This is a genomic window from Streptomyces sp. NBC_01381 (assembly GCF_026340305.1).
GTDB lineage: Bacteria > Actinomycetota > Actinomycetes > Streptomycetales > Streptomycetaceae > Streptomyces.
Genome location: NZ_JAPEPI010000001.1, coordinates 2,731,296 through 2,743,883, shown reverse-complemented (window position 1 = coordinate 2,743,883; position 12,588 = coordinate 2,731,296). Strand labels below are relative to the sequence as shown.

The following is a 12,588-nucleotide window of genomic DNA, read 5'->3' as shown; positions in this document are numbered from 1 at the left end:
GCCCCTCATGTCCACCCGACACGCACGTGGCACCAGAAGCACCAGCGGCACCAGTGGAGCGGCGAAGGTCATCGTCATCATCGCCGATGTGATGGCCTTCGTCCTCGGCCTGTGGATCCTCATGTACCTGCTGGACGCGAACCGCGCCAACGACTTCGTGGAGTTCATCCACGGCGTGGCGCGCTGGCTCGCGGGCTGGTCGCACGACTTGTTCACGTTCGACGAGGCCTGGGCGAGGGTCGTCGCGGGCTACGGGCTCGCAGCCGTCGTGTACGTGCTCGTGGGCCACGCCCTGGCCAACCGGCTACGGCGCTACTGACCGCCGGAAGGACCCCCCGCAGCGGCGCCACAGCACTCCGGTACGAGCCCCACCGGCAGCCGGTCGCCCGCGAACACCGCGCAGGTGGCCTCGTCGCCGCCCAGCGCCGCCACGGCGAGCAGGATCGAGCCCGCCGTCCATGACGTCAGCTCGCGGGGCCAGATCGCCTTGTCGTCGAAGACGTAGCCCGTCCAGTAGAGGCCGGACTCCGGGTCGCGCAGGTGCTGGATCGACTGGAGGATCTCCAGGGCGCGGTCCGACTCGCCCAACGCCCAGAGAGAGAGGGCCAGTTCGGCGCTCTCGCCGCCCGTCACCCAGTTGTTGGGGACGACGCAGCGTACGCCGAGACCCGGGACGACGAAGCGGTCCCAGTCCGCCTCCATGCGGGACTTGGCCCGCTCGCCCGTCAGCGCGCCGCCCAGGATCGGGTAGTACCAGTCCATCGAGTAGCGGTCCTTGTCCAGGAACCGCTCGGGGTGGCTGCGAATCGCGTGGGCGAGCGATCCCGTCGCCAACTCCCAGTCGGGCTGGGGTTCTTCGCGTTGGTCCGCGATCGCCAGGGCGCAGCGCAGTGCCTGGTGGATCGATGAACTGCCGGTCAGGAGCGCCTCGTTCACCGGGGTGCCGTCGGGCTCGCGCTTCCAGCCGATCTCGCCGCCGGGTTGTTGGAGGGCGAGGACGAACTCCACCGACGCCACCACCGCGGGCCACATGCGGTCCAGGAACGTGTCGTCCCCCGTGGACAAGTAGTGGTGCCAGACGCCTACCGACAGGTACGCGCAGAAGTTCGTCTCGCGGCCCCGGTCCGTCACGTCGTGCGGGTCGCCGTCGGCGTATGCCGCGTACCAGGAGCCGTCCGGGTTCTGGTGCCGGGCCAGCCACTCGTAGGCGCGGGCCGCCGCCGCGTGCTCGCCCGCCGCGTCCAGCGCCATCGCGGCCTCGGTGTGGTCCCACGGGTCCAGGTGGTGGCCGCGGAACCACGGGATCGCGCCGTCCTCGCGCTGGACGGCGAGTATCCCGCGTACCGTGTGCGCGGCCTGATCGGCCGTCAGGACTCCGGGCAGGACGAGGTGCTCCGTCCGCTCCGGGCTCGTCACGCGTCAGTCTTCGCGTCGGTCTTCGCGTCGGTCTTCACGTCGGTCTTCGGCAGGTGCGGCTTGGTCGCGTACGCCACGAAGCTCTTGCCGACGATCGGGTTGAGCAGTTGCTCCGCCACCTTCGTCGCAAGCGGCTTCTTCATGATGTCCCAGACCAGGAGCTTGTGGTACGCCCGCACCGGCAGCGCCTTGTCGTTGTCCACGCCGAACGCGCACTTGAGCCACCAGTACGGCGAGTGCAGGGCGTGCGCGTGGTGCGTGCCGTACGGCTTGAGGCCCGCTTCGCGCATCCTGCCGAGCAGTTCGTCCGCCTTGTAGATGCGGATGTGCCCGCCCTCGACCTCGTGGTAGGCGTCCGACAGGGCCCAGCAGACCTTCTCGGGGCCGTAGCGCGGGACGGTCACCGCGATGCGGCCGCCGGGCTTCAGGACCCGGACCATCTCCGCCAGTACGCCCTTGTCGTCGGGGATGTGCTCCATGACCTCGGAGATGATCACGACGTCGAACGAGGCGTCGGGGAAGGGGAGGTTGAGCGCGTCGCCCTCCATCGCGGTCGCCGTGGCGCCCGCCGGGGCCTCGCCCGCCTCCTTCATCGCGGCGAACCACTTCGCGACCTCGCGGATCTCCTCGCCGTTCTGGTCGAGTGCCACCACCTGGGCGCCGCGCCGGTAGCACTCGAAGGCGTGCCGGCCCGCGCCGCAGCCCAGATCGAGTACGCGGTCGCCCGCGGCGAGCGGGAAGCGGGTGAAGTCGACGGTCAGCATCAGCGATGGCTCCCGGAGTATGTCGGGGTGGCCGCGGGGCGGCGGCCGGATGGCGAACCCGCGTTGCGGGCGATCGCCGCGCGGTACAGCTCTGCGGTGCCCTGGGCGGCGCGGGCCCAGGTGAAGTTGGCGAGCACCCGCTCGCGGCCCGCGGCGCCCAGGCGGACGCGCAGTTCGCGGTCGCCGAGCAGCCGGGTCAGACCGTCGGCCAGGGCGCCGGGGTCGCCCGGCGGGACGGCAAGACACGTCTCGCCGTCGCGGCCCGCGACCTCCGGGATCGCGCCGCCGGTCGTCGCGAGCAGCGGCGTGCCCGTCGCCATCGCCTCTGCCGCGGGGAGCGAGAAGCCCTCGTACAGCGAAGGGACGCAGGCGATCTGCGCCGAGCGGACCAGGTCGACCAGTTCGGCGTCGGTGATGCCCTTGACGAACTCGACGGCGCCCTGCAGGCCGTGCCGCTCGATCGCCTGGGCCACCGGGCCGTCCTCGGCGCGCTTGCCGACGACGACGAGGTGGGCCGCGGGGTTCTCGGTGCGGACCTTGGCCAGCGCCTCGATGAGGTGGATCAGGCCCTTGAGCGGGACGTCCGCGCTGGACGTCGTCACGATGCGGCCCGGCACCTCGGGGACGGACGGGTCGGGCGAGAAGAGGTTCGTGTCGGCGCCGATGTGGACGACGCTGATGCGGTCGTCGCGTACGCCGAGGTGGTCGACGATCTCCTGGCGCGAGGTGCCGGAGACGGTGAGCACGGAGGGCAGCCGGCGCGCCACGCGCTTCTGCATGCGGGTGAACGCGTACCAGCGGCGCACGGACATCCGGCGCTTCCAGTCGGGCGCCGCGTCCAGCTCCAACTGGCGGTCCACGGTGATGGGGTGGTGGATCGTCGAGACGAGCGGTGCGCCCAGGTCGCCCAACAGGCCGTAGCCGAGCGTCTGGTTGTCGTGCACGACGTCGAACTCGCCCCGCCTGGCGCGCAGATGCCGGCGGGCGCGGAGGCTGAAGGTGGCGGGCTCGGGGAAGCCGCCGGTCCACATCGTCGCCACTTCGAGCGCGTCGACCCAGTCGCGGTACTCGTCGCGCTTCGGCGTGCGGAAGGGATCGGGCGAGCGGTAGAGGTCGAGGCTCGGCAGCTCGGTGAGCCTGAGGCCCTCAAGGCCCGCACCCTCGTCCAGGACGGGATAGGGCTGTGCGCCGATCACTTCGACGCTGTGGCCGAGGCGGGCGAGCTCGCGCGAGAGATGACGTACGTAGACGCCCTGTCCCCCGCAGAACGGGTTCCCTTTGTACGTGAGGAGAGCGATGCGCAACGGTCGTTCGCCGTCGGCGTCGGAGCCCTCTCGGGGGCCCGCCTCCATGGCCTCAGCGGTCACTCTCGGCCCCCTTCTCCGTGCAGTTGTCCGCGAGGTTACGCCGGGACGGTAATCTAGAACAAGTTTCAGACTTGGTCACTGAATGATCGTTGAATGATCGCTGGACGAGCTCTGAATCTACCGGCAGGTAGCCGAGCTGTAAGGCCCGGATCAGGTGATTCGCGCCACGGCGGACCTCCTGCCATGCTGACGCTTCCCCAAGCTCTCGGCTTCGCTCGAGCAGGGGAGACCCCATACCTGGCCGGAAACGGGACGACGGAACAACGGGACATATGACAGCGGAAGCCAGAGCAGTGGACGTCACGGCGGCTGATCCGGCGTCGCCGCCCCTGACCGAACGGCAGGAGGCGCGCCGCCGCCGCATCCTGCACGCCAGCGCCCAGCTCGCCAGCAGGGGCGGCTTCGACGCGGTGCAGATGCGTGAGGTCGCCGAGTCCTCCAGCGTCGCGCTCGGCACGCTGTACCGCTACTTCCCCTCCAAGGTGCATCTCCTGGTCGCGACGATGCAGGACCAGCTGCAGCACATGCACGGGACGATCCGTAAGCGCCCGCCCGCCGGCGAGACCCCTGCCGAGCGGGTCGCCGAGACGCTGATGCGGGCCTTCCGCGCCCTGCAGCGCGAGCCGCACCTGGCGGACGCGATGGTGCGGGCGCTGACCTTCGCCGACCGTTCGGTGAGCCCCGAGGTGGACACGGTCTCGCGGCTGACCACGGCGATCATCCTGGACGCGATGGGCCTGACGGAGCCGCCGACGCCCGAGCAGCTCTCGGCGGTCCGGGTCATCGAGCACACCTGGCACTCGGCCCTGATCACCTGGCTCTCCGGGCGGGCGTCGATCGCCCAGGTCAAGATCGACATCGAGATGGTGTGCCGGCTCATCGATCTGACGGCGCCGGAAGCGGCGGCGTAGCCCTCCGGAAGCAGCGGCGTAGACCCCCGCGCACGGGGCACAGGGGGCGCACTGTCGCCTGGCAATTGCGCCCCCGCGCCTCTCCCGGTCGTGCTTGGCCAGTTATCCGCGTCCGTGCGGACCCTCGGCGCCACTATGAATGGCTTACGTGCTGAACGAAGCAGCCGGAACCGTGGCAGAGCTGGAGGGGCGGAACGTGATCCGGGTACTTCTCGTGCACGATGCCTGTCTGCTGCGATCGGCCCTGGCGGAACGTCTCGCCCGGGAGCCGGACCTGGAGGTGTTCCATGCGCCGTGGAACAACGCACGCGAGCGAACCGGCACGGTGCGGCCCGACCTCTGCGTGGTCGACCCCGACAGCGAGACGGAGTACGCGTCCGACGCGTTCGAGGAGCTGTCCCGGCCGGTGAGCGGCACCCCGGGCCACCCGGGCTGCCCGATCCTCGTACTGGCCAGCGGAGACCGCCCTGGCCTGCTGCGCCGCAGCATGGACGCCGGAGCGCTCGGTTACGTCGACAAGGGCAGCGGCCCCGAACGGCTGCTGGCCGGGATCAGGGCGGTGGCGGCCGGCCAGCGGTTCGTGGACGATTCGCTGGGCCACGCCTTCCTGAGGGCCTCTCAAATGCCGCTGACCCACCGGGAGTTGATGGTGCTCTCACTCGCCGCCGGGGGCGCTCCCGTCGCCGAGATAGCGCACCGCCTGCATCTGTCCAACGGGACGGTGCGCAACTACATGGCCGCCATCACCCGTAAGACCGGGGCCCGCAACAGGATCGACGCGATCCGGATCTCGCGGGGGGAGGGCTGGGTCTGAAGTCCCGTTGGTCCTGTTCGCGGGCCCCCAGTTGCCGGCCAGATCGCGGTAGAGCGCGGACCGTTCGACGAGCTCCGCATGGCTGCCGCACAGGGTGCGCGGCCCGTCCATCACCAGGATCCGGTCCGCGCGCCGGGCCGAGCTGATGCGGTGGGCGATGACGACGAGGGTGCCGCCGGGGCGGGCCGCGAACGCGCGTTCGGCGCGGGACTCGGCCACCGGGTCGAGGTGGCAGGTGGCCTCGTCGAGGAGGGCGAGCGGTGCGTGCGAGAGATGGGCGCGGGTCAGCGCCATGAGCTGGCGCTCGCCCGCGGAAAGGGCGGCCGGGTCGACCGGCGCCGCGAGCCCGCCGAGCCGTTCGATGAGCGAATCGGCCCCGACGGCACGCGCGGCCGCCACCAGTTCGCCATCCGGCACGACGCCCGCCCGCAGATAGGCCAGATTCTCCCGCACCGATCCACTGAAGACGTACGCCTCCTGCGGAATCAACACCCGCCGCGCAACGGCCTCTTGCCCCAGCACCGCCCTCCCGTCCACCCGGACGACCCCTTCCCCCGGCGTCAGCAGCCCGGCGACCAGACCCGCCAGCGTCGACTTCCCGATCCCACTCGGCCCGACGACGGCCAGGTGACCGCCGCGGGGGACGGTGAGCGACAGATCGCGTACGACGGGCTCGGCGCGGGGGCCGTAGGCGAAGGTGACGCGGGACAGATGGAGGGCGGGTATCACCTCGGGGGTGGCGGAATTGAGGGCTTTGGGGTCTGGGGCTGACGCGGGGTCCGGCTCGGGCGCGGGGTCCGGCTCGGGCGCGGGGTCCGGCTCGGGCGGGGAGCCCGGCGCAGGCACGGATTTCGGCGCGGGCACGGGTCCCAGCGCGGGCACGGAGCGCGGCTCAGGCGCTGAGCCCGACGCGGGCTCGAATTCCGACCCGGACGCCAACACGGATTCCGGCCCGGGCACGGATCCCGGCGCGGACGCGGAATCCGCCGCGGACGCGGAGCTCGACGCGAGCACAGATCCCGGAGCGGGCACGTATCCCGGCTCAGGCGCGGAGCCCGGCTCAGGCACGGAGCCCGGCTCAGGCAAGGAGCCCGGCGCAGACACGGAACCCGGCGCAGACACGGAACCCGGTTCGGGCGCGGAGCCCGGTTCGGGCGCGGAGCCCGGTTCGGGCGCGGAGCCCGGTTCGGGCGCGGAGCCCGGCGGGGGCTCGGAGCCCGACGCAGGCAAGGAGCCCGGCGCGCCCTCGGCCTCCCGAACCGGCGGTGCCCACGCAAGCCGCTGGAGGACCACCGCCAGGCGGGAGCCGCTGGTGCCCAGGCAGTTGATCAGATTGTGCAGGGCGGGGAGCAGGGCCTGGGTCACGTAGGCGATGGCTCCTACCAAGGCGCCCGGTGTCACTCCGCGGTTCAGGAGCCAGGGGGCCGTGGCGAGGAGCAGGACCAGCGGGAGCTGGCCGCCGGTCGCCAGGGCCGCCGTGCGCAGGATGCCCCAGCGGGCGAGGGCGCGGGCCGCCGCGTACTCCGCGGCGACGCCCCGGTCCAGGTCGGCGGCCACGTCCCGCTCCGCTCCCGCCGCGGCGACGTCCCGCAACCCCGGGCAGACCGCGCCCAGTTGGCCTGCGATGCCCTCGTCCGCGACAAGGAACGTCTCCTGGCGGCGGGCAAGGGGCCGCAGGGACACGAGGAACAGGGCGATGCCCGCCAGCAGCGGCGGCGCGACCACCAGGAGGAGCAGCGGGGCCAGCGAGAACAAGCCGACCAGCGCGCCCACCGCCGTGAGGACGAAGGAGCGGGACACCATCACCAGGCCCGCGAACGTGTCCCTGGCGATCTCCACCTGCTGGGTGAGCCGGGACACGGCGGCGCCGTCCGCCTCCCGCAGGCCCCGGTCGACGACCTGCCGCACCAGGGTGTCCCGCAGCGGTTCCACCAGGTCGGCGACCGCGCGGTACACCCGCCCCGTGCCGTACGCGGCGGCCACCACGCCCAGCGCGCCCGCGCCGAGCCACCCGAGGCCGACCGCCTCGTCCCCCGCGAGGAACCCGTCGTCCAGGGCGCGCGCGAGGGCGTACCCGGTGAGGAAGGTCTGCCCGGTCTCCAGTACGGACCAGAGGGCGAGCCGCAGCACCACCGGCCACCTGCGCCACAGGAAGCGGACACCCCGGCTGTAGGGGCCCTTCGGGGTGGTCGAGGGGCCCGGTGTCGGACCCTTGGCACCTGCGGGCAGCCTCACGCGCCGAACACCTCCCGGAACTCCCGCCGTTCCCACACCTGCAGATGCGCCCCTACCGCCCGGAGGGAGCGCCACAGGAAGCGGACACCCCGGCGGTAGGGGCTTTGGGCTCCTGTGGGCGGGCCGGTCACGCGCCGAACACCTCCCTGTACTCCGCCCGCTCCCACAGCTCCTCATGCCTCCCCACCGCCCGGATCCGGCCCTCGTGCAGCCAGGCCACCGCGTCCGCGCGGGCCGCCGTCGTGGCCCGGTGGGCGATGATCAGGCGGCTGCGGTGCGGGGTGCGGTGGAGCAGGGCCTCGGCGATGTGGTGTTCCGTCACGGTGTCCAGGCTCGACATCGCGTCGTCCAGGATCAGCAGCCGCCCGCCGCGCGCGAACGCCCTTGCCAGACCGAGGCGTTGGACCTCGCCGCCGGACAGCGGCGCCTGGGCGCAGGGGGTGGCGTAGCCGTCGGGGAGGCGGGTGATGAAGGTGTCGGCGCGGGCCGCGCCGGCCGCTTCGCGGATGCGGGCGGGGGCCGGGCGCGGGGCGCCGAAGCCGATCGTGTCCTCCAGGGTCGCGCCGAGCAGCGCGGGGCGCTCGAAGGCGTAGCCGACCTCGCGGCGCAGCTCGGCGCGGCCGAGCGAGCGCAGCGGGACGCCGTCGAGGCGTACGTCCCCTTCGTCGGGGTCGGCGAGCCGCCCCGCGAGGGAGGCGAGCAGCGACTTGCCCGCGCCGGAACGGCCGACCACGGCGAGCGTGCCGCCCGCGGGCACCGTCAGGTCGACGCCGTCGAGCACGGTACGCCCACCGCGTGTCATCTTGATCCCGCGCATCTCCAACAGCCCTCCGCCTGCGGGGAGTTCGGCTGCACCGTACGCGGTCTCCGGTTCCGCGAGCACCTCTCCCAGACGCCGCGCGGCCGCCCTCGCCCGCACCAGGCCGCCCAGCTGTCCGACGAGCATCCCGATCCCGGTGGCGAGCACCGCGTACCGGGATGCGGCAAGCAACTCTCCGACGGTGACGCGGTGTTGGAGAAGAAGGTGGCCCGCGACGGCTACGACCGCCAGCTGCAGGACCGGCGCGACCATGACCGCCTGCGCCTGGGAGCGGCCCTGGGCCCGCCACATCCGGTGTCCCTGGCGGGTGAGTTCGGGCAGCGCCCCGAGGACGCGCGCCGCCTCCTTGTCCTCGGTTCGCGCGGCCGCGATCGTCCTGGCCCCGCCGATCGCCTCGCTCAGGCGGCCCGCGATGTCCCCCTGGACCCGCTGGTAGCGCGCCACGCAGTCCGACGAGACGCGCACGAACGCTCGCAGGAGCAGGACGAGTACGGGCACCCCGGCGATGAACACCACGGCGAGCAGGCCGTCGATCAGGACGAGGGCCACCACGGCGCCGACGGGTGTGACCAGGGCGGCGAGCAGCCCGGCCAAGGTGGCGGGCGCGATGCCCGCGTGTGCGGCGTTGTCGACGAGGCGGGCCACCAGGTCGCCGTGGGCGAAGCGTGCGGTGGTGCGCGGGCCGACGGCGAGCACATGGCGTGCGACGCGGCCGCGCAGCCAGGCCGTGGTGCGGGCGTTGGTGGTCCCGGTGACGACGCCGTCGACGGCGTCGAGGAGGGCGCTGACGCCGATCAGCGCCGCGCACACGAGGATCCAGCGGGTGGCGTCGGATCCGCCGTCACCGGTCGCGCCGCCGGTCGCATGGCCGGTCAGAACGGCGTCCAGGGCGCGGCCGATCGCGAGCGGCAGCAGCAGGCTCGCGCCCGCGGCCGCGACGGTGCACAGGGCCAGCACCGTGCAGCGGGCGGCACTGTGGCGGGTCGCGGCGCGCAACAGGCCGGCGTCGGATGTGGGGTGGTGCTGCGGACGGGGGGTCGTCGTCGCCATGCGGTGCGGGTCCTCGTCGTCCTCGTGGCCCGCGGGGCCTGGCGGCCTGCGGGCCTCTGTGTCCGTGGCGGTGGCGGCGGGCCCGGACGGCCCCTTGCCGGGGTGCCGTCCGGACCTTCAATTCCGTGCCGTCAGTCGCGAAGTGGCGTCACGGACCGCGTCACAGACAAAGGGTGATGCTGGCGGTGCTCCAGCACAGGAGCAGGCTGAGCTGGCTGCCGCCGCCTCCGCCGCCACCCGTCATCTCGTCGGATTCCATGCTCTGCAGGTCGAGGAGTGCCATGAGCTTCCCTCTCGTTTGGGGACGTGGTGTTCCCTATGGGTTGTGTCACGACCCCGCTGAAAGGCGGGACCGGCTCTGGGGCCGCGGCAGCGGCGGCAGGAAGGGGAGGTGCGCTCCGCCGTCGCCGAGCGCGGCGGCGAGGGCGAGGAGACAGCCCGCCGTCCCGGTGTGCAGGTCCATGGAGAGGCGCATCATCTGCTCGCCGGGGAAGGCGAGTTGGCCCTCGTACGCCATGGCGAACCAGCCGAGTTCCTCGATCTGCGCGGCGACGTCGTCGGGCGTGATGCCCGGCGCGGTGCTGCGGTTGACGTGAAGGAGCAGTCCGGCCCGCCCCCGGAACAGGCCGGGCTGCACGCAGAAGCGTGAGCGTGCGGCGGCCAGGATGCCCGGCCGCGCCGCCTCGAACCCGGCGTCGTCCCGGTGGGCGAGGTAGTCGTCGAGCACCATCCCGATGCCGACGCTGCCGTCACCGAGGTACGGCATCGTGCGCCAGCCCTCGTCGACACCGAGGCTGCCATCGGGCCGCGCCACGCACCGGGCGAGGTCCGTGCGCAGCGCACGCCCCGCCAGGTCGAGGAGCGCGGGATCGCCGTTCCGCTCGTACAGCCGCAGGAAGAGCAGTGCAGGACCGGTGGCCCCGTGCAGCAGGCCGGCCCGTGGCTTCCCCTCGGGCGGGCGCGCGGCGGTGAGCCGCTCGCCGAGCAGCTCCGCCGCCTTCAGGGCGTACTGGCCGAGCACGTGCTCGCCGGTGCTCTCGGCGAGGGCGTCGAGGGCGAGGCCGAGCCCGGCGAGGCCGCCGTGCAGGTCGGAGGGGAGCCGCTGCCAGTTCTCCTGGAGGATGAGCCCCGTCAGGTCGAGGGCGCGGTTGCGGTGACCGAGCCGGTCAAGGACATGGGCGATGCCCGCGAGGCCGTCGTCGAGCCCCAACGGCGTGCCGGGCGGGGCGGGTTCGGTGTGCTCCAGGAGCCACCGCTCGCCCTCTTCGTAGCGTTCGCCGCCGCTTTCGGCGAGGGCGAGCAGCACTCCGGCGGCGCCGTGCGCGAGGCCGAGGCCGCCGCCTTCGGCGAACTGCGCGATGTCGCCGGGGAAGAGCCGGTCGTCGCGCTCCGGGGTCGCCGAGGCGAGGATGGCCTTGACCATCGAGTCCCGGCTGCGCGGCCAGTCGGCGGGGTCGACGAACGGTGCGGCCGCCGCTGCCGAAGGAATGACGGGCCCGGAGACACCCTTGTCACCGGAGACACCCTTCTCACCGGGCACGACCTTCTCACCGGGCACGACCCGCTCGATCTCCGCCACCGCCCGGTCGAGGAACTCCCTTGGCACGTCCGGGAATTCGGCCGCGATCACCTGCGCGAGATGCGCCGCCTTGCCCCGGTCGATGGCCAGCAGCGTGGTGACCGGCAGGAACAGCGCGAGCCGCAGACAGGCAAGCGCGTACCGGTCGACGTCCTTGCCGGTGCGGTCGGGGGGCGCGACGAATCCGGGGTGGGCGACGACCTGACGTCCGCCCGCGTCCACGGCGGTCGCCGCCTCGAAGTCGAGGAGTGCGACGCTCTGTTCGTCGGGCGCGACCATGATGTTGAAGAGGTGCAGGTCGTTGAAGACGACCCCCCGCCCGTGCACCGCCGTCACGGCGTCCTCGACGGCCCGGTGGATCCGCAGCGCCCAGTCCGTGTACGCGGCGATCGCGTCGGGATCCGGTTCACTGACGCACAGCGGATGGCGGTCGGCGAAGAAGGAGTTGAGGGTGCGGCCCTCCAGGAAGTCCATGACGAGGAAACGGTGGCCGCCGAGTTCGAACCAGTCGCGCACCTCGGGCGCGACGCCGAGGCCCGCCAGCTTCCCCAGCGCGTCCCGCTCGCGCTCGAGGCGGGCCACGGCGTCGGCCCCGTCCGATGCGAGACCCGCGTGCGGGCGGGCCTCCTTCAGGACGACCTTGCGGCCGTCGCGGGTGTCGGTGCCCACGTAGACACCGCCGCCGTTGGAGAAGTGCAGGGCCTTCTCCATGCGGTACGGCAAGTCGGTGACCGTCGTCCGGTTGCGCTCGGCGAGCTGGGGTTCGAGGAAGGGCGGCAGCGTCACCCACTCGGGCACCCGGAAGGCCGGGTCGCGCGAGTCGGGGACGAGCCTGCCCCGGTCGTCCTCGATCGCGGGGACCAGGGCGCCCCGCCCGTCCACGCACATGCGGCGGGTGAACGCGCCGTACCTGACGTACAGCGGTCCTTCCTGCCAGCGCAGATCGGTGAGGATGTAGGGACCTTCGCACCCTTCGAGCGCCTTGCCCAACTCACGTAACACCGTGTGCAGTTGGTCTTCGTCGGCCGGGTAGATCGTGGCGAACTTGCCGCTGCCGTCCCGTCCCGCGTACTTGCTGTTGCGCAGATGCAGCAGATGGCGCCCCGCGATGAACTTGAAGGGCACGGCGCGGGGCACGCAGTAGTCCCACACCACCGCCGCCATCCGGTCGGCGTTGTCCAGCGTGGCGGAGACATGGATCTTCCAGCCCTGTGCGGGCGCGGGCCGCGAGTGCCCGTCCTCGTCGACCGGGCCCAGGGTCAGCCAGTCGCCGGTGCGCGCCGAGCGCCACCCTTCCGGGACCGCACGGCCGGCCGTCCCGAACTCGGGGGCGCCCGTGCCGCCCGCGGACAAGCGGTCCGGAGTCTCGTAGAAGAGCCTGTCGGCCAGACAGTAGACCTCGTACCGCTTGTCCACGGCTTCCCCTCCCCATGCGGCGTCGCAAGGAGAGTTGCAGACCGCAAAGAGGGCGGACAGTCACAGATGTCATCGGATGGGCGTGCGGAACGCATACGTAAAGTCCCGTTCGCACCTGTTCGAGCGCAGAGGGTGTGCACGGCGGTAACACCAGGCGGCTCCCGGACCGTCACAAACGTGAAGATCACCCACACCACCGGAAGGCCCCGCCCCGAC

Annotated in this window: 9 protein-coding genes and 1 pseudogene; 3 read left to right on the top strand and 7 right to left on the bottom strand. The window is 72.5% G+C overall.

Annotation, left to right across the window (positions count from 1 at the left end; translation table 11 throughout):
* Positions 1-7 precede the first annotated feature (7 nt).
* Positions 8-319 (top strand): hypothetical protein, encoded by a 312-nt coding sequence (locus tag OG453_RS12950; protein WP_266867545.1) that lies wholly within the window; start codon positions 8-10, stop codon positions 317-319.
* On the opposite strand, the gene OG453_RS12945 is transcribed toward OG453_RS12950, so the two are convergent.
* Genes OG453_RS12945 through OG453_RS12935 form a run of 3 tightly spaced genes read right to left on the bottom strand, consistent with a single transcriptional unit; the run spans position 313 to position 3,547 of the window.
* Positions 313-1,416, bottom strand: a complete 1,104-nt coding sequence (locus tag OG453_RS12945; protein ID WP_266867543.1) for a prenyltransferase — start codon at positions 1,414-1,416, stop codon at positions 313-315. The two genes, OG453_RS12950 and OG453_RS12945, sit on opposite strands and share 7 nt — an antisense overlap.
* Positions 1,413-2,180 (bottom strand): class I SAM-dependent methyltransferase, encoded by a 768-nt coding sequence (locus OG453_RS12940; protein ID WP_266867541.1) that lies wholly within the window; start codon positions 2,178-2,180, stop codon positions 1,413-1,415. The genes OG453_RS12945 and OG453_RS12940 overlap by 4 nt, the downstream gene beginning before the upstream one ends.
* Positions 2,180-3,547, bottom strand: coding sequence for a glycosyltransferase family 4 protein (locus OG453_RS12935; RefSeq protein ID WP_266867539.1), 1,368 nt, complete (start codon positions 3,545-3,547; stop codon positions 2,180-2,182). Before OG453_RS12935 ends, OG453_RS12940 begins: the two co-directional genes overlap by 1 nt.
* A gap of 272 nt (positions 3,548-3,819) precedes the next feature.
* On the opposite strand from OG453_RS12935, the gene OG453_RS12930 reads away from it, so the two are divergent.
* Together OG453_RS12930 and OG453_RS12925 are read left to right on the top strand one after the other, a co-directional pair.
* A complete protein-coding gene (locus tag OG453_RS12930) occupies positions 3,820-4,458 on the top strand; it encodes a TetR family transcriptional regulator (RefSeq protein WP_266867537.1) in 639 nt (212 codons plus the stop codon).
* Positions 4,459-4,597: 139 nt separating this feature from the next.
* Positions 4,598-5,188: pseudogene (locus tag OG453_RS12925) on the top strand (LuxR C-terminal-related transcriptional regulator); the annotation flags it as partial.
* Here the strand turns inward: OG453_RS12925 and OG453_RS12920 are convergent.
* The 4 genes from OG453_RS12920 to lanKC form a co-directional block, all read right to left on the bottom strand.
* Positions 5,114-7,405 carry an ATP-binding cassette domain-containing protein gene (locus tag OG453_RS12920; protein ID WP_323178652.1) on the bottom strand — a complete coding sequence of 764 codons (2,292 nt, stop codon included), beginning with the start codon at positions 7,403-7,405 and terminating at the stop codon, positions 5,114-5,116. The pseudogene OG453_RS12925 and the gene OG453_RS12920 sit on opposite strands and share 75 nt — an antisense overlap.
* 229 nt (positions 7,406-7,634) lie before the next feature.
* Positions 7,635-9,377 carry an ABC transporter ATP-binding protein gene (locus OG453_RS12915; protein ID WP_266867535.1) on the bottom strand — a complete coding sequence of 581 codons (1,743 nt, stop codon included), beginning with the start codon at positions 9,375-9,377 and terminating at the stop codon, positions 7,635-7,637.
* A gap of 160 nt (positions 9,378-9,537) precedes the next feature.
* Positions 9,538-9,660, bottom strand: a complete 123-nt coding sequence (locus OG453_RS12910) for a SapB/AmfS family lanthipeptide (RefSeq protein WP_266867533.1) — start codon at positions 9,658-9,660, stop codon at positions 9,538-9,540.
* A gap of 45 nt (positions 9,661-9,705) precedes the next feature.
* Positions 9,706-12,372, bottom strand: coding sequence for a class III lanthionine synthetase LanKC (gene lanKC / locus OG453_RS12905; protein WP_266867531.1), 2,667 nt, complete (start codon positions 12,370-12,372; stop codon positions 9,706-9,708).
* Between the last annotated feature and the right edge of the window lie 216 nt (positions 12,373-12,588).